Source organism: Paraeggerthella sp. Marseille-Q4926, assembly GCF_916618935.1.
In the GTDB taxonomy this organism is placed as follows: domain Bacteria; phylum Actinomycetota; class Coriobacteriia; order Coriobacteriales; family Eggerthellaceae; genus Paraeggerthella; species Paraeggerthella hominis.
Genome location: NZ_CAKAKF010000003.1, coordinates 278,831 through 293,976, shown reverse-complemented (window position 1 = coordinate 293,976; position 15,146 = coordinate 278,831). Strand labels below are relative to the sequence as shown.

The 15,146-nt window shown below is 63.6% G+C and carries 27 protein-coding genes; 23 read left to right on the top strand and 4 right to left on the bottom strand.

What is annotated here, in order from left to right; translation table 11 throughout:
• On the bottom strand, positions 1-201 hold the full coding sequence (locus LG373_RS06490) for a hypothetical protein (protein WP_114565928.1): 201 nt from the start codon (positions 199-201) through the stop codon (positions 1-3).
• A gap of 166 nt (positions 202-367) precedes the next feature.
• Here LG373_RS06490 and LG373_RS06485 point away from each other — a divergent pair, with 166 nt between their 5' ends.
• The 6 genes from LG373_RS06485 to LG373_RS06460 are packed head-to-tail and all read left to right on the top strand — an operon-like array spanning position 368 to position 2,974.
• Positions 368-613 carry a DNA-binding protein gene (locus LG373_RS06485; RefSeq protein ID WP_114565927.1) on the top strand — a complete coding sequence of 82 codons (246 nt, stop codon included), beginning with the start codon at positions 368-370 and terminating at the stop codon, positions 611-613.
• Positions 603-812, top strand: a complete 210-nt coding sequence (locus LG373_RS06480; protein WP_114565926.1) for a hypothetical protein — start codon at positions 603-605, stop codon at positions 810-812. Before LG373_RS06485 ends, LG373_RS06480 begins: the two co-directional genes overlap by 11 nt.
• Positions 809-1,207: a hypothetical protein gene (locus LG373_RS06475; protein ID WP_225749338.1), complete on the top strand. Its 399-nt coding sequence runs from the start codon at positions 809-811 to the stop codon at positions 1,205-1,207. The genes LG373_RS06480 and LG373_RS06475 overlap by 4 nt, the downstream gene beginning before the upstream one ends.
• Positions 1,197-1,403 carry a hypothetical protein gene (locus LG373_RS06470; RefSeq protein WP_114565924.1) on the top strand — a complete coding sequence of 69 codons (207 nt, stop codon included), beginning with the start codon at positions 1,197-1,199 and terminating at the stop codon, positions 1,401-1,403. The genes LG373_RS06475 and LG373_RS06470 overlap by 11 nt, the downstream gene beginning before the upstream one ends.
• Entirely contained in the window at positions 1,384-2,727 is a 1,344-nt protein-coding gene (locus LG373_RS06465) for a tyrosine-type recombinase/integrase (RefSeq protein WP_225749337.1), read from the top strand. The genes LG373_RS06470 and LG373_RS06465 overlap by 20 nt, the downstream gene beginning before the upstream one ends.
• A gap of 19 nt (positions 2,728-2,746) precedes the next feature.
• Entirely contained in the window at positions 2,747-2,974 is a 228-nt protein-coding gene (locus tag LG373_RS06460) for a helix-turn-helix transcriptional regulator (RefSeq protein WP_216528662.1), read from the top strand.
• Here the strand turns inward: LG373_RS06460 and LG373_RS12310 are convergent.
• Positions 2,910-3,110: a helix-turn-helix domain-containing protein gene (locus tag LG373_RS12310; RefSeq protein WP_114565959.1), complete on the bottom strand. Its 201-nt coding sequence runs from the start codon at positions 3,108-3,110 to the stop codon at positions 2,910-2,912. The genes LG373_RS06460 and LG373_RS12310 overlap by 65 nt on opposite strands.
• Positions 3,111-3,247: 137 nt before the next feature.
• On the opposite strand from LG373_RS12310, the gene LG373_RS06450 reads away from it, so the two are divergent.
• The 10 genes from LG373_RS06450 to LG373_RS06410 all read left to right on the top strand — a co-directional run bounded on the left by LG373_RS06450 (position 3,248) and on the right by LG373_RS06410 (position 8,205).
• On the top strand, positions 3,248-3,595 hold the full coding sequence (locus LG373_RS06450; RefSeq protein ID WP_225749336.1) for a hypothetical protein: 348 nt from the start codon (positions 3,248-3,250) through the stop codon (positions 3,593-3,595).
• A gap of 3 nt (positions 3,596-3,598) precedes the next feature.
• Positions 3,599-3,775, top strand: a complete 177-nt coding sequence (locus tag LG373_RS06445) for a hypothetical protein (protein WP_181792505.1) — start codon at positions 3,599-3,601, stop codon at positions 3,773-3,775.
• A 173-nt stretch (positions 3,776-3,948) separates the two neighbouring features.
• Positions 3,949-4,356, top strand: a complete 408-nt coding sequence (locus LG373_RS06440) for a single-stranded DNA-binding protein (RefSeq protein ID WP_114565920.1) — start codon at positions 3,949-3,951, stop codon at positions 4,354-4,356.
• An 8-nt stretch (positions 4,357-4,364) separates the two neighbouring features.
• On the top strand, positions 4,365-5,039 hold the full coding sequence (locus LG373_RS06435; protein ID WP_114565919.1) for a hypothetical protein: 675 nt from the start codon (positions 4,365-4,367) through the stop codon (positions 5,037-5,039).
• Complete coding sequence (locus LG373_RS06430; protein WP_114565918.1) at positions 5,005-5,661, top strand: ATP-binding protein; 657 nt, start codon at positions 5,005-5,007, stop codon at positions 5,659-5,661. Before LG373_RS06435 ends, LG373_RS06430 begins: the two co-directional genes overlap by 35 nt.
• A complete protein-coding gene (locus LG373_RS06425) occupies positions 5,651-6,115 on the top strand; it encodes a DUF3310 domain-containing protein (protein ID WP_220149543.1) in 465 nt (154 codons plus the stop codon). The genes LG373_RS06430 and LG373_RS06425 overlap by 11 nt, the downstream gene beginning before the upstream one ends.
• Positions 6,115-6,507 carry a hypothetical protein gene (locus LG373_RS06420; protein WP_114565917.1) on the top strand — a complete coding sequence of 131 codons (393 nt, stop codon included), beginning with the start codon at positions 6,115-6,117 and terminating at the stop codon, positions 6,505-6,507. The genes LG373_RS06425 and LG373_RS06420 overlap by 1 nt, the downstream gene beginning before the upstream one ends.
• Entirely contained in the window at positions 6,504-6,692 is a 189-nt protein-coding gene (locus LG373_RS06415; protein WP_225749335.1) for a hypothetical protein, read from the top strand. Before LG373_RS06420 ends, LG373_RS06415 begins: the two co-directional genes overlap by 4 nt.
• A 223-nt stretch (positions 6,693-6,915) precedes the next feature.
• Positions 6,916-7,038, top strand: coding sequence for a hypothetical protein (locus tag LG373_RS12260; RefSeq protein ID WP_255616279.1), 123 nt, complete (start codon positions 6,916-6,918; stop codon positions 7,036-7,038).
• 180 nt (positions 7,039-7,218) lie between these two features.
• Positions 7,219-8,205 (top strand): DUF389 domain-containing protein, encoded by a 987-nt coding sequence (locus tag LG373_RS06410; RefSeq protein ID WP_114565915.1) that lies wholly within the window; start codon positions 7,219-7,221, stop codon positions 8,203-8,205.
• A 69-nt stretch (positions 8,206-8,274) separates the two neighbouring features.
• Here LG373_RS06410 and LG373_RS06405 read toward each other — a convergent pair whose 3' ends face one another.
• A complete protein-coding gene (locus tag LG373_RS06405; protein WP_114565914.1) occupies positions 8,275-8,463 on the bottom strand; it encodes a hypothetical protein in 189 nt (62 codons plus the stop codon).
• A 378-nt stretch (positions 8,464-8,841) separates the two neighbouring features.
• Complete coding sequence (locus tag LG373_RS06400; protein WP_114565912.1) at positions 8,842-9,558, bottom strand: type II CAAX prenyl endopeptidase Rce1 family protein; 717 nt, start codon at positions 9,556-9,558, stop codon at positions 8,842-8,844.
• 183 nt (positions 9,559-9,741) lie between these two features.
• Between LG373_RS06400 and LG373_RS06395 the strand changes: the two genes are divergently transcribed.
• The 7 genes from LG373_RS06395 to LG373_RS06365 all read left to right on the top strand — a co-directional run bounded on the left by LG373_RS06395 (position 9,742) and on the right by LG373_RS06365 (position 15,032).
• The gene (locus tag LG373_RS06395; protein WP_147269841.1) at positions 9,742-10,233 is read left to right on the top strand and encodes a hypothetical protein; all 492 of its coding nucleotides are present in this window, start codon (positions 9,742-9,744) and stop codon (positions 10,231-10,233) included.
• Positions 10,234-10,318: 85 nt separating this feature from the next.
• Positions 10,319-10,510, top strand: a complete 192-nt coding sequence (locus tag LG373_RS06390) for a hypothetical protein (protein WP_114565910.1) — start codon at positions 10,319-10,321, stop codon at positions 10,508-10,510.
• A gap of 81 nt (positions 10,511-10,591) precedes the next feature.
• On the top strand, positions 10,592-10,924 hold the full coding sequence (locus LG373_RS06385; protein ID WP_114565909.1) for an HNH endonuclease signature motif containing protein: 333 nt from the start codon (positions 10,592-10,594) through the stop codon (positions 10,922-10,924).
• Between the two features lie 121 nt (positions 10,925-11,045).
• Positions 11,046-11,324, top strand: coding sequence for a hypothetical protein (locus tag LG373_RS06380; protein ID WP_225749334.1), 279 nt, complete (start codon positions 11,046-11,048; stop codon positions 11,322-11,324).
• A complete protein-coding gene (locus tag LG373_RS06375) occupies positions 11,263-12,735 on the top strand; it encodes a phage terminase family protein (RefSeq protein WP_225749333.1) in 1,473 nt (490 codons plus the stop codon). Before LG373_RS06380 ends, LG373_RS06375 begins: the two co-directional genes overlap by 62 nt.
• Positions 12,735-14,153, top strand: coding sequence for a phage portal protein (locus LG373_RS06370; RefSeq protein WP_225749332.1), 1,419 nt, complete (start codon positions 12,735-12,737; stop codon positions 14,151-14,153). The genes LG373_RS06375 and LG373_RS06370 overlap by 1 nt, the downstream gene beginning before the upstream one ends.
• Positions 14,154-15,032, top strand: a complete 879-nt coding sequence (locus tag LG373_RS06365; RefSeq protein WP_114565905.1) for a hypothetical protein — start codon at positions 14,154-14,156, stop codon at positions 15,030-15,032. It begins immediately after the preceding gene.
• Positions 15,033-15,146 lie beyond the last annotated feature (114 nt).

Here is a 15,146-nt window from a genome sequence, read left to right as displayed (position 1 = left end):
TTACGAGCCGAGCCAGTCGCGGAACTCGTCCAAGACGCTCGGAAGGGACTTCTCGAAGAACTCGGCAACGGCCATCGCCGCCGCCTCAGGGCTCGGATCGTCGCCCAGGTCGTCGATGATCGGCTCCGATTCGCTTTCGCGGTCGGGGGAGCGCTGCAGCAGCCCATCGCTTTTTATGAAGCTGTCGAGGTCCTTGAACATACTATTACCTCCGTTCTAAGCGAATCTTACCACGTTTTCGCCCCCATGCCTATTCGGCGAGCACATTGAAAACCTAGGGCACCGCCCAATACCCGCTCCCGACAGGGAGAAGCGGGGAACACCGGTGCTATCTGATAGCGATGATCGATTGAGAAAGGAGGCGCCGATGGAAACCGAAACCCATGGGCAGATCTTCGCCGAGATGGCGAGGGTCGCCGAGCTGCCAGTGAAGCCCATGTACAGGCTGAGGGAGGTGGAGCGTGCGTCAGGCATACCGTACAGCACGCTGTCGCTCGCCGTAAGAAGCGGGGAGATGAAGTCCTTCATGCCGGTCGGGCAGTCTCGCGGCATGCGGGTGAAGCCAGAGTGGTTCGACGATTGGTTCATGAGAGGAGTGCGGAATGCGAGCTGAAAAAGAAGCGCGCCCAGCCGTGGAAAGCAAGCGCGCAACTGACCAACAGGTCGTAAATAGCATAACACGCGCAGTCAAGTACGACATGGAGCGATGCCTGCGCGACGAATGGGAGCGCGGCATGCGGCTGCTCCCGGTGCCGTTCGCGGCGATGCTCGCGATCTACGCGATCATGATGGCATGCGGGGTGGGGTCATGAGCGAAGGGGAGGATCGGACGGTCACGTGGGCGCTCAAAGCCGCCGCATGGGCTGAGAGGCCGTACCCGGCCGATCCGAGCATAACGACCTTCGCGGCCTGGATGATAAGGCTGACCGCCGAGGCGAGCGTTACGAAGAGGTGCACCATCATGCGCAACCAGCAGGCGATGGGGATGAGCAACAACTACTGGCCAGCCCTGTCGCGCCTCGCGGTCATGCACAGCCCCCATCTGGCGAAGTACATACATCCGGCGCACAGGCAGCCCCTCGACGGGCGGGAGGGCGTCGAACTGATGAACGAGCTGTACCGCCGCGTGGTGGGCCACTCGCCGAAGGTTCGCGACTGGACGGCCGCGCGCGACGCGGTCGGGCAAGGCGCCTTCGATGGTCGATAGGTCGGCGGACGTCGGCCCCTGGCTGATCGTCGTGGACGCGATGGATTACGACCGCGCCGACGAGCTGGGGCGCACGATGGGGTCGCTCGGCGTGACGGGCAGGTTCATGCGCGGAGAGGTCGCCGACTGCATGGCCGACGCGGCCCGGTGGCGAAAGCACAGGAAGGAACAGGAGATTGTCGAGCATCAGGATTGATCCTAGGACGGGCAGCATAGTAGTGCGGTCGTACGCCGGCGTCGACGCGGCGACGGGAAAGACGCGTCAGGTATCGAGGACGCTGCCGCCGGGAGCGACCGACGAAGAGATCGCGCAGACCGTCGAGGAGGTCGAGCTGAAGGCGGGCCGCGCGAAGAGGACTGGCTCCGGCTACACGGTGGGCGCGCTCCTGGACTACTACCTGGACGGCCTCGTCGACTACGGGCATGCGGCGTCGACCGTCGCGGCCTACCGGTCGATGGCCCGCTGCTACGTTCATCCCGGCGTGGGGCGGATCGAGTACGACCGGGCCTCGGCGTCGGACTTCTCGGCGCTCTATCGGTCGCTTCTGCGCAGCGGCGGAAAGGACGGATCGCCGCTGTCGCCCGTGACCGTTCGCAAGCTCCACGCGATGCTGTCGGGCTGCTTCTCCACGCTCATGCGCGACGGCGTGGTGGACTCCAATCCCGTCCTCGGCGTGGCGGTGCCGCGCGGCGGAAGCCCTGAGGCCAAGCCGCTTTCCGAGCGCGACTTCGCGGCTCTCGCGGCGCGCCTCCACGAAGTTCTTGAGAAACCGGTCGAGGACGACGCGGGCTACATGGAGCGGACGTTCGCGGCGGCATGGTGGACGTGCCTGCACGCCGGGGTCAGGCGCGGCGAGCTCGCCGGCTTCCAGGTCGGCGATTGGTCGGAGCGGATCGGCATGGACATGGCCCCAGGCGGCGAGGCGTCGTGGCATCCGGGCGTGAGGGTTTCCCGCTCGGTCGCGCAGGTCCCCGGCATGTCGGCCCCCGCCGAGTACAAGGAGCCGAAGTCCGAGCGCGGCAAGCGCGTCTTGACGGTCGACGACGAGACCGCCGGCGCGATCCGCTCGCAGATCGCGCTGCAGCAGGCCGTCATGGCCGAGCGCGGCTGCCGGCAGACGGACGAGACGCCCTTGTTCTCGCATCCGGACGGGACGTGGATACTTCCGTCGGAGTTCACGGCGGAGTTCCGCGCCCTCGCGAAGTCGCTCAAGCTCGCCAAGCACGTCCACCTGCACACGCTCCGGCACACGCATGCGACCTACCTGCTGTCGCACGGCGAGGCGATAAAGGTCGTACAGGAGCGGCTCGGGCACTCGAAGATCGACGTGACGCTGGGAATCTACGGCCACGTGCTTCCGGGGCGCGATGCGCGGGCGGCGGAGAGCTTCGGCGCCCTTTCCAAGTCGATGGTGGAGCGGGCGTGTTCCGCGCCCATCGTCTCGTACGCGCCGAAGTGCCCGCTGTCTGGGGAAACGTGCGCGAGGTTCTACAATCCATCGGGAAAAAGCAATGCATGAAAGGAAGGAGGCGCCAGCCATGGGAAACGGCCGGGAAGCGTTGAAGGAGGCGCGCAGGCGCGCCGGCATGACCCAGCAGGCCGTAGCGGATTCGCTGGGGATAAGCCTTAACTACTATCAGAAGATCGAGGCGGGGGACCGGACGGGAGACTTCGAGATATGGGATGCGCTGGAAGATATGTTCAGCGTTCACCAACGTCTCTTGAGAACGACGGATCCTCCGTTCTCCCAAGGATCCAATCGGTAGACGTGTCGAAGAAGTCCGCGAGCTTTACTAGCGTTTCCGGTGACGGCGCCCTGGTGCCCTGCTCGTATTTCTGGTAGGCGTTCAGCGAAATCATGAGATGGTCAGCCGTTTGCTGCTGAGTTAGAGCATGCGCCATTCGAATTTCGCGGAGCCTTTTTCCGAGCAATTGAACTCCTAAAACAGGTATTGGTTACATACGAATTGTATGTTAATATGCACCTAGAAAAAACATACATAACGTATGTATACATTACGAATGTAAGGAGGATCGCCATGCTGCACATGATCGACAAGGCCGAGGTGCCGGGCTACCGAGACGGAGACAAGAGCCCTCTTCGGGTCTTCTGCGAGGAGACCGCCAGGGAGTTCTTGGAGAAGTCGAATCCCGGAGACGTGGCCGAGGTGACGTGCGCTCCGGTGGAGCCGGGCGAGAGGGGCGTGCGGAGGCTGGCGGGCGCGTTCCGCAGCGCGCTCTTCTGCATGGACAGGAGCGCCGACCTGCGCCGGGAGGTGCGCGTCATCACGCGCAACGGCGAGCGGGTGTTCCTGGAGCGCGCGAAGCTTGCTCGGCCGACGGAACTCCGCGAGCCGAACCCGTATCCGGACCACGTGAGGAGATAGGGAATGGAAGGAAAAAAAGAAGCGCGCCGGATGTGGAAGTCGGGGCGCGCATCCGCCGATGAAGGCAACCGAATGATACCACACGGCGAATGGGAGCGCGGCTGCAAGATGCTGCCGGCCCCGTTCGCCGCCGCAGCCGCCGCCTACGCGCTCATGCTGGCGTTCGGCGTCGGGGCGTAGGAGCGGGAGGAGCGGCATATGGGAGCGATCGGAGGGTCCCGGAAGAGGGACCCGCGCGGACGAGGCGCGCGGGTCCGTCGTCGAAGGGGGGCTTCGAGCGACGGCCGACAGTCTACACCATACGCCCTTTCGAGTGAAGGGGCGGCCGAGGGAACGAGAGGAAAAGCACCTTTATGAGCATAAACAGAACGATCATCAGCGGGCACCTGACCCGCGAACCGGAGCTGAGGTCGACCGCGGGCGGCATGCCGGTCCTCGGCTTCGGCGTGGCGGTCAACGACCGCCGCAAGAACCAGCAGACCGGCGAATGGGAGGATTACCCGAACTTCATCGACTGCACCATGCTCGGCAACCGAGCCGAAAGCTTGAGCAGGTACCTGTCGAAAGGTACGAAGGTCGCGATCGAAGGCAAGCTCTGTTGGAGCCAGTGGGAGCGCGACGGCCAGAAGCGCAGCAAGATCGAGGTGGTCGTTGACGATATCGAGCTTATGAAGCGGCAGGACGGCTCGCAGGCGGTTGCGAGCGCCGCGCCGGTCGTCGACGCTTGCCAGGCGGTTCACGACGAAGACATACCGTTCTAGGAGAAACGATGCCAAACAAGTTCACTTGGTTCCCGAAGATAACGAGAGTCGTCGAGCGGATCCCGTCCGAGGAGCAGCGCGGCATGTTCGCGCTCGCCGTAATGCGCTACGGCACCGAGGGCGCGGAACCCTCTCTCGAATACCCGCTCGACGCGCTGTTCGAGTCGATCCGCGAGGACGTCGACAACTCCGTGAGCGCGCGCGAGGGCAACGCCGGAGGGCGTCCGAGACGGCAGAGGAAAGAAGCTACCAGAGACGTTCGAGAAGCCGAAAACGAGCCGGAAAACGCGCCGGAAGATGAAAAGCAAGCCGAAAAAGAACGGAGGTTAAACGAAGGTGAAACCCCCGTTTCAAACATCGAAAACGGGGGTTTTGAAACCTCGGAACCCCTCCTATATAAACCAAGCCAAGATAAACCAATCCAAACCAGACCAGAAAAAGAGGGAGGTGCGCGCGCGAGGTTTCGCGCCCCGACCCCCGACGAGGTCCGAGCCTTCGCGGAGGAGGCCGGGCTGAGCCTCGACGCGGAGCGGTTCTGCGACTTCTACGCGTCGAAGGGCTGGACGGTCGGCAAGTCGAAGATGCGGGACTGGAGGGCCGCGGCGCGCAACTGGGCCCGCCGCGACGCTGCCGGGAAGGGGGTCGGCCATGATGAGCTTGGCGAGTACGCTGGGGCGTTTTGAGGCGCCGAGGAACACTCCGGAGCAGGAGGCGGCGGCAGCCGCCTGGAAGGAGGGGCAGCGACGGCTGAAGGTGGAGGAGCGGCTCGCCAGATCCGGCGTTCCCTCGCGCTACCGCTCGGCGTCGCTCGACGGGTGCGACCGGCGCATCGCCGACTGGGCGGCGTCGCCGTCCGACGTGCTGCTGCTCCGAGGAGACGTCGGGCGCGGCAAGACGCACGCCGCCTGCGCCGTCCTGATCGCCAACGCCGCCGAGCGCACGGTGCTCTTCGCGACGTCGCTCGACCTGCTGCGGGACTTCCGCAGCGTGTTCGACGGGGCTGCTCGCGAGGCCGACGTGATGGGGCGGTACCGCAACGTCGGTCTGCTCGCCGTCGACGATCTGGGAAAGGAGCGTCCGACCGACTGGGCGCTGTCGAAGCTGTTCGACGTGCTGGACGCCCGCATCAGGACCGGCAAGCCGACTATCGTCACGACGCAGTACAACTCGATCGATCTGACGTCGCGGATGGCGTCCGACGGCAACGTAGAGACAGCCAAGGCGATAGTGAGCCGCCTCGGCGACAGGAGAAACGCGGTCGTCGCGTTCGACGGCCCGGACAGGAGGCTGCGAAATGGCCGATAACGTGAACCATCCAGACCACTACACGCAGGGAGGGATCGAGTGCATCGACGCCATGCGCTCGATGGCCGGCGAGGGCTTCGCCGCTCACCTGCGCTGCACGGTGCTCGAGTGCCTGTGGAGCTACGACCTCAAGGACGGCCTGGATGATCTCCTCAAAGCCCGACGGTACCTGGACGAGCTGATCGACGAGGCGCGAGCCGAGGAGGGGCGCGCGGCCCTCGCCGGGATGAGCGATGCGGCCTCGTCGGACGCCGTGCGTGCGGCGAGCGAGGCCGAGCGGGCCATGGTGGAACGGACGTGCAGCGAAGCCGCCCGCCCAGCCCGCATCGGCTACGGCATCGGCGCAGGTGAAGATCACGATGCCGATGATTCCGAGCACGACGAGTTCGGGAAAAAGGGATGCATGAAAACGCTCTACGGTCCGGTGACGGGATTCTGCCGCGAGGGGGCCTGATGGCGGAGCACTACGGGCAGGTGCGGGGGTTTCGGCATCGAAGCGATCAGAAGGCGGTCGAGCAGCCCGCCGCGCCGCTCCCGAAGCGGCGCGGCACCGAGAAGCACCTGGAGGACATGGTTGCCGATCCGAGCGACCGAAGGCACGGGACGGCTACAGGCTACAAGTACGGATGCCGATGCGAGAGATGCCGCGCCGCTTCTCGCGAAGCCCGCAAGAAGGGAGCCGAGAGGGAGCGCGAGCGCCGAGCAGAAGTGCTCGCCGAGATGTCCGCCGATCCCGGCCATCCGTCGCATGGCACGTACGCCGGCTACAACCGCTACGGGTGCCGGTGCAAAAGCTGCCGACGCGCAGGGCATCTGCACTACATCAAGACGAAAGGAGGCCGATGATGGCCGATGAAACGAGCGGGATCGAGAAGCTGCGAGCGTTCGCAGACGCAGCCGAAACCTGGAACACCCGCTGGGAGCGCACGTGCAAGCCCATCCGCAAAGGCACGAGCGTATCGTGCGACGTATGCGGGAGCGAGCTGCACGATCCGTATAGGTTCTGCGGCGCGAAGGTGGTGGACGAATGAGCGGACGCGAGACGTGCTTATGGCGGATGTGCTGGCTAGCGAAAGGTAAGTTTGCCGTAAGCACCCAATGCGGACACGAGTTCCTGTTAACGAAGAATATGCGCCTCCATGCTCGCATGCGAAAGCCATCATTCGCTTGCCCGTACTGCGGCCTGGAAGAGCGGCGTACCAACGAGAGCAACTGGGATCCTTCCGACGAGCAGCTGGACGAATGGGGCATGTGATGGCGGCGTGGCTGTTCGTCGCGTCCATCGCGCTCATGGCGGCGTTCTGCGCGTGGGTGCTGGCAGGGATCGCGAGGATGCTCGCCGTCGAGTTAATGAGGAGGAAGGAGGATCGCCGATGATATAGGAGCGTATGCCCCGGCTGCCCGTCGCCCTTCTCTAAAGAACGCGGCGCACTCAACCAGCAGGACGTTTTGCAGCCATCCGATCGGAGGCGCGGAATGAGCGCAGAGAGCCTGCCGCCGTGGCCGGTGTGGTAGCATTCTCTTGCAGGAATCCACCGCCGAGCGAAAGGCCATTCGATGAGCGTCGTGTCCAGGATATTCGCGGGAGGGAAAACCAACGCCGAGAGGATCCCCGAGATCGAGCGCATCACGTTGGTGCGCGTCGATAATCCCGTCAAGCAGTACTCCGCGTTCCTTCTCTGCCTCGTGCTGTCGGCGGTGATCGCCACCTGCGGGATCGCCGCCGAGTCGTCTGCCATAGTGATAGGGGCGATGCTCATAGCCCCGCTCATGTCGCCCATGATCGGCACGTCGTTCGCCATCGCGACGGGCAAGCGGCGCCAGGCGGCGAGGGGCCTTCTGGTCGCCCTCTCGGGAGCGGCTGCGGTCGTCGCCGTCGCCGGTGTTACGTCGCTCGCCATACCGGCCGGCGTCCCGCTGGTCGGCAACGGCGAAGTGTCGTCGCGGGTCTCCCCGCGCCTCGTCGACCTCGTCGTGGCCGTCGCGTCCGGGGCCGTCGGAGCCTTGGCCGTCGGCCGCGACGACGTGTTCGACGCCATCCCGGGCGTCGCCATCTCGGTGTCGATCGTGCCTCCCCTCTGCGTGGCGGGCGCGGCTCTCGCCCAGGGGGCCCAAGCGGTCGCGTCAGGGGCCCTGCTCCTATTCACCGTGAACTTCTTCGCCATCCAGCTTTCGTGCAATGCCGTGTTCTTCCTGATGGGATTTGCGGGGCACGCGCAGGACGGAAGCAGCGCGAAGGCGAGGCTTTTGTGGTACGCCACCGCGGTCGTCGGGACCGTCCTGCTCGCCGTGCCCCTCGCCGCTGCGAGCAACGAGGTCATCGAGCAGTACTCCTTCGAGCGCGGCGCCGCGCAGTCCGTGAGGGAGTGGCTGCGGGAATCGTCCTACGAGCCGGTCTCCGTCGACGCGTCGGGCGGCGCGGTGGTCGTCGAGATCGCCGGCGAGGGGACGTTGCCCGACCTGGACGACCTGCGCATCCTGCTAAGGGAGAGCAAAGTTCCCGTCGAAGACGTGAAGATGAGGGTTACAAGGCAGTACAGCTGACGAAGGAAGAGGGCCCGCAGCCGATCCAAGGCTGCGGGCCCTTCTTCCTTTAAGCGAGAGCGCGGTCGGCTACTTGCGCTTCGCCTCCGCCTCGATGTCCTTCACGGCGTTCTTCGCGTCGGCGGCGACGTCCTTGGCGGCGTTCTTCACGTCGTGGGCGGCGTCCTTCACGGCGTTCTTCGCGTCGTGGGCCGCCTCGCTCACGGCTTCCTTCGCCTTGTCGGCCGCTTCTCCCAGCTTTTCCTTGACGTCTTCCATTGGCTCTCCTCTCGAGTCGATCTGCCTTATCCGGCATTGTAACGGCAGGGGCGATGGGCGGAGCGAGACGGGCGGGAAACCGTTGCGGATCTGATTCTTTAATGCAACTGGCACGAGCTTGCTTCGCGCGGGCGCGCTGGACTCGCCGACGTCCGTGCCGTATCATCTGCAAAACGACCGACGCAGGGGAGGAGCCGCGCCATGGTTCGCGAGAGGCAGCGTTACAGGGTGTTCGACCGCGGGGCCTTGATAGCCGAGGGGACCGCGAGCGAGTGCGCGGCGGCCGCGGGCCTCAAGCCGCGCACGGTCCAGGCGTACGCGGCCGATCCCCGGCGCTCGCCGAGGTGGCGCGTGGAGCACGTCAAGGGAGGCGGCGCTCTACCCGATGAAATGCGACAGGATTCCCAGTCCGAACACGTCTGCCGCCGAATGCGCGATGAAAAACGGCGCTAGGTTCTTGTCTTTCGACCGCCTGTAGATCAGGTAGACGGCTCCTCCGAACACGAGGCCGATTCCCAATGCAGGCATTAACCCTTGGTAGGTATGGAAGCTTGCGCGCACGAGCAACGAGAACGGCACGGCCCACTTCAGGTGCCTGGGCCTCACCGCGAGGCAGATGCCTAGGAAGTACAGCTCTTCGTACGCTCCGTTGAGCGCGGCGTGCAAGACCCTGGAAACGGGTTCGCTCCAGAAAAAAGATCCGATCGGGTTCGGGAACTGGATCGCCTCGCGGATCGACCCCGCAACGACCATGTAGGCATCGAAGGCGAGCGAGCCGATTAGAAACACGAACGCAGCGCAGAGGACCGCTCTGAGATCGAGCTTGATGCGCCATGCCTTGAAATCGAAGTTCCTGGCTCGCAGGTACAGCAGGGCGATCGCCAGCAACCCCGATTGGACGGCGATGGCGTTGTAGTTGTCCGCGACGGAGAACGAGATGTTGCCTTCGACCGTCGCCGTCCCTTGCGAAAGGCCCAAGAGCGACATAGTGGACGAGAGGATCGCCCAGCCGAATAGGATAACGGTGAGCGAGAGGATATCGAACCACTCGAGATAGCGAACTTTCTCCTTTTTCGTTTTGCGAATGAGCGTCAAGGCCGCCTCCTTCTGACTGCTTTGCATCGATGAGCTCGTCCGTTTTCCGGGAGAGGGGGATGATGATACCCGCCTATCGAATTTCGTCAAGGGGAGGCGACGTTTTTCGCATGTTCGTCGACAGTGATAATTTATGCGATAAAATATCAAGCACACTTGTTCGATCGGATTCCGGAGGCAGATTTGGACCACGACATATTCGTCATGCGGGCATGCGTCGCGTCTTACTTGCGGCATATAAAGACGATGGACGACGAGATACGCGAGATCGAGTCGAGGATAAGGGACGTGCGGTCGCGGCTCGTGTCCATGGGGGCGTCGTTCGAAGGCTCCCGATCCGGCGGATGCGGGGACAGGCTGGGCGAGGGCGTCGCGCGCATCATGGAGCTGGAGGCGGAGTGGTCGGACCGCGTGTCGGCATGCTATGCGGAGATAGCCGCCGCCCAGGACATGTGCGATCCGCACCACGTGGGCAGGTGGGCCATGTGGATGCACGTGGTCGAGGGGCGGACGTGGGCCTACGTCGGGCGCGTGATCGGATACAGCGAGCGCCAGGCTCGCACCATCGGCGACGCCGGGGCGCGCGACCTGTACCGCTTGATCCCGGAGACGTTCCGGCGCGACGAGTTCCCCAACGCCGCGCCGATAGAAACGCTGCCGCCCATTGCCGTCTGATCCTGATAGTCTGATATAAGCGAGACGCAACCGAACAGCCGTCCATTAGGGGCGGCTTTTTTATCGCCGAGACAGGGAGGCAGCAATGGTATCCGTCGAAGAGGTAATCGCAATCGCGTTGCAATACGACACCGCCATCAGCCGCGCCATGCTGCGGGCATGCGGCGTACCGGTTCCGCATGCCCGTCCGCGCATCGGCTCCATCGTCGCTGTCGACGCCTACGACGGCATGGGCGAGTGCTTCGCGAACAACGAGTCTCCGATGGACGGGCGATAGGGGATGGAGGTGCGCCGATGATAATTCACAGGGGTTTCCATACGATGAACGAGCGAGTCGATGCCATGGAAGCGACGGGGCATGTCGAAGCCTAACCCGCGCCGAGCCAACGGAGCCAGAAGGGACGCGCTGCGCAAGCGCGTGGCGGCGATGGGATTGCCGTGCCATATATGCGGGCTTCCCATCGACTACTCGCTCGCGACCTACGTCGATCCGACGGACGGGAAGACCAAGCGCCACCCGATGTCGTTCGAGCTTGACGAGCTCGTGCCGGTGTCCAAGGGCGGCAACCCGCTCGACATCTCGAACGTCGCTCCTGCGCATAGGATATGCAATCAAAAGAGAGGCAACAAGACGCTTAGGAAGCCTCCGGAGCCGACGGCCGACAGGCTCCCGAAGTCGAGGGAGTGGTGACCCAGGGGGGACCCCCTCCCCTTCGTCCGAAGCCACCCTAGCGGCACAGGGCTAATATCCCCCCGCGATTCTTTTCCGCACCAGGTTTTTGATCTTTTAGCCCGAAAGGAGGGGTTTCCGGATGCCAGAGGGCGGATGCATGACGCTTGCGGCCCTCGCAGAGGGTACTGACGACCTCGAGATGCTGAAATGCCTCCGACTAGGGATAGCAAGGCAGCTGGAGGAAACCCAGTCAGGACGCGACATAGCGGCTCTCTCAAAGCAATTCATGGATATTACCAAGGAGATACGCGCATTGGAGAAGGCGCAGCCGAAAAAAGACAGGAGGACGGCTTTGGATGAAGCGAGGAACAAGCGCAAGAAAGCGCCAGCTAAGAGGAAACCAAGATCCGCGAATTAGGGTTTCTGACGATTACGCCTACACGTACGGAGGCGATGCGGCGGAGATGGCCGGCGCCTACGGACTTACTCCCGACCCTTGGCAGCAAACCGTGCTGGATGACTGGCTCGCATACGACGATGACGGCACATACGCGCACGACACTTGCGGGCTGGCCGTTCCGCGCCAGAACGGGAAGAACGGCACTCTTGAAGTTCGTGAACTGTACGGGGCTGCTGTGGAGGGCGAGAAGATACTGCACACCGCACACGAGGTGAAGACGGCCCGCAAGGCATTCCTGCGCCTGTGCTCATTCTTCGAGAACGAGAGCGAATATCCAGAACTTGCCGAAATCGTGAAAGCCATCCGCAAGACGAACGGGCAGGAGGCCATCGAGTTGACGAACGGAGGCTCGATAGAGTTCTCTGCCCGCTCGAAGGGCGCAGCGCGCGGCTTCACCGTGGACGTAGTTGTGTGCGACGAGGCGCAGGAGCTCACCGACGACCAGTTGGAGGCTCTGATGCCAACCAGTTCGGCTGGCCCGTTGCAGAACTCGCAACTCATTCTTTTAGGAACGCCGCCCGGTCCAACCACCAATGGGGACGTATTCCCGCGAACGCGGAGAAACGCGCTGTCGAGCGAGCACGGCGGCACGAACTGGATCGAATGGTCGGTTGACGAAATCGGCGATGTATCCGACGAATCAAGGTGGGAGGAAACCAATCCCGCTCTCGGCTACCGGCTAACGCGAAAGGCGGTCGAAAAGGAGCTGAAAACGATGTCGCCAGACGGGTTCGCGCGCGAGAGGCTTGGTTGGTGGGCGAGCGACATGGCAAACGGGTGCTTCGACCCTTCCGAATGGGACGCGCTCAAAGTCGACTTCACCGACGAGGAGATAGCAGAGCAGGCTTCCTGGAAGCGAGCCTACGGCGTGAAGTTCTCGGCGGACGGAAAGCGCGCGGCAATCGCGATCGCGATATGGAAAAGGGGAGCCACGCCCCATGTAGAGGTGCTCGAGCATGGATCGACGGAGAACGGGATACAGTGGGCTGAAGATTGGCTGACGCCTCGGTGCGGGAAGGTCAGCACGACCGTCATAGACGGCAAGGCAAACGCGCTCGACCTGTACAACCGGCTCCTAGCCGGCGGCGTGGTCAAGAGAGCGCTGGACCCCGCGAAACCGGAAACGGTCACGGCGGCGTCGTCCATGTTCCTGAACGCCGTCACGGAAGGATCCATGACGCACATCGGGCAACCTGCGCTCGACGATGCGGTCAAGGCGGCGGAGAAGCGCGAGATAGGCAAAGGCGGAGGCTTCGGCTTCCAGCCGGGAAACGAGACCGACATCACCCCGCTCGAGGCCGCGTGCCTCGCTCTGTGGGGCGTGAGAACCACGAAAAGAGACCCTAGCAGAAAGGCGGTGGTCGGCTGATGGCTACGACGAGAGCGGCGTTCCAGAAGCCGCGATTCGCGCCCGATTTCCCGTACCAGGACGTGTTCGACGACCTATGGGGCATCTGGCGCAAGCACATCCTCGGCAACCAGAAGAAGAACAAGTACTACGAGGCGAAGAACACCCTGCAAGACCTGGGACTGTCGATCCCGCCTCCGCTCAAGGACGTGGAGACCGTCGTGGGATGGCCGCAGAAGGCCGTGGAGGCCCTCGCCGTGCGATCTCGCTTCGACGGGTTCGAGGCGAACGACGAGACGGCCGCCGCCATCCTCGACAGGGTGTCCGAGCAATCTGGGCTGAAACGAAAATACCGCATGGCCGTCACGTCCGAGCTGGTCTACTGCTTCTCGGCCGTAACCATATCGCGCGGCGACGTCGATGCTGGCGAGCCGGAGGTGATAATCGGGCTCCATTCGGCGGAATCGTCCGCTGCTCGCTGGGATTACCGCAAGAACCGCATCAAGTACGGCTTCACCATCGTGGATTACACTGACAAGGGAAAGGCGTGCGAGATCAACCTGTACGTCGACGACGCGATAGTCAACGCGAGGGCCACTCGGTCGGGCGTTTGGGATTACTCGGTTTCCGAGCACGAGATGGGACGGCCGCTCATGGAGGTCCTGGCGTACCGGCCGACCGAGGCGCGCCCGTTCGGGCAGTCGCGCATCACGCGCGCCGTGCGCTCGATCACCGACAGCGCCGTGCGCGAGGCGCTGCGCACCGAGGTGAGCGCCGAGTTCTTCACGGCTCCGCAAAAGTACCTGCTCGGCGTGAGCAAGGAGGAGGCTTTCGCAGAGGTTTCCAAGTGGGAGGCCTACATCGGATCGATCTTCACCATCGGCAGGGATTCGGAGGGCGACGTCCCGCAGTTCGGGCAGCTCGCACAAGGATCAATGCAGCCGCACGTCGACTACATGCGAAGCCTCGCCGCAAGGTTCAGCGGAGAGACGAACGTGGCGATAAGCCAGCTCGGCGTCATCCACGACAACCCGTCGAGCGCGGAGGCGATCTACGCGGCGAACGAGCCGCTCATCATGGAGGCGGACGACCTCAACGACGGAAACGGCGAGGCTCTGCGGAACATCGCCCGCATGGTGGTGGCAGCCGTGCTCGACAAGCCGCTCGAAAAGCTCACAGAGGACGAGCGCAGCATCACGCCGATATTCCGCAACCCGGCGATGCCGAGCATCGTCTCCCAGGCAGACGCTATGGTGAAGATCGCGTCCGTCGCGCCTTGGATCGCCGAAACCGACGTGTTCCTCGAACAGCTCGGGTTCGACGAGGGCACGCGTCGCCGCCTGATGGACGACAGGAACAAAGCTGCGTCGGCTAACGCGATCAGCGATATCTTCGCCGTCAATAAGCCGTCGCAGAACGAGCCTACGGTGGTGGAGTAAATGTATTCCATCCCGCTTTCGTACATTCAGGAGTTCTCCGACGCGGTCGACGAGGTGAGCTACAGGGCGAAGAGTCGGCTCGTCGCCGCGCTTGCAGCCGTTGACATGAGCGACCCGCAGGCAGCGCGCGCTCAAATCGCCGACATCATGGAGCGCATCGTTGGCGCGTCCGACGTGCTGGCATCAACTATGGCGGCTTCCTTCTACGACGGAATCCGCGAGTACCAGACAGGTGAGAAGCTTGGCGCTTCGACCGACAGCGGGCGCGACCCCGAGTCGACTAGGAACGCGACCTACGGCATCACCTCGAAGCTGGCGGAGACGCCTGAAATAAAAGTTGTGGAAGCCATTCTTCTGCAGCGCGTCGGATACGAGATACAGCGTTCCGTTGGCCGCACGATGTTCCTGAACGGAGAGCGCGACGCCAGGAAGCCGAAGTACGCTCGAATACCCTTGGGCGGCGATTCGTGCGAGTTCTGCCGAATGCTGGCATCGCGCGGCTTCGCGTACAGATCAGAGCTGACCGCCGGCAAGCTCGACCCCGACCACTACCACGACGGATGCAGGTGCCGCGTCGTGTGCTCATGGGACAAAGACCCCGCCATCGAGGGGTTCGACCCAGCAGAGTACGATGACAAGGCGTGGGGCCAGTACGGCGGCGACGCGGAATCGTTTGCGCGGAAGGACCATTCGCAGCATCGGCAGCACCAGAAGGAGAAGAGGCGCAACCGTTACACGGAAGACGGCAAGCTGAAAGCCGGATACTCCGGCCAGCGCATCGATAAGCAGGCCGCATATACCGAAGCCGACCGCAAGAAGACGGCGGTACGCGCAGCAGCCGAGCGAGGAAACGCGCAGCGCGTCAAGAAGCGCAAATAGCGACCGCCCTCGGCAAGGCGTTGAACTGCATCGGACATACCTAGGAATCAAGCACCCGCATGGGTGCTTTTTTCATGCCCTGAACCGGGCGACAGCAAAGCGGAGCCGCATGGC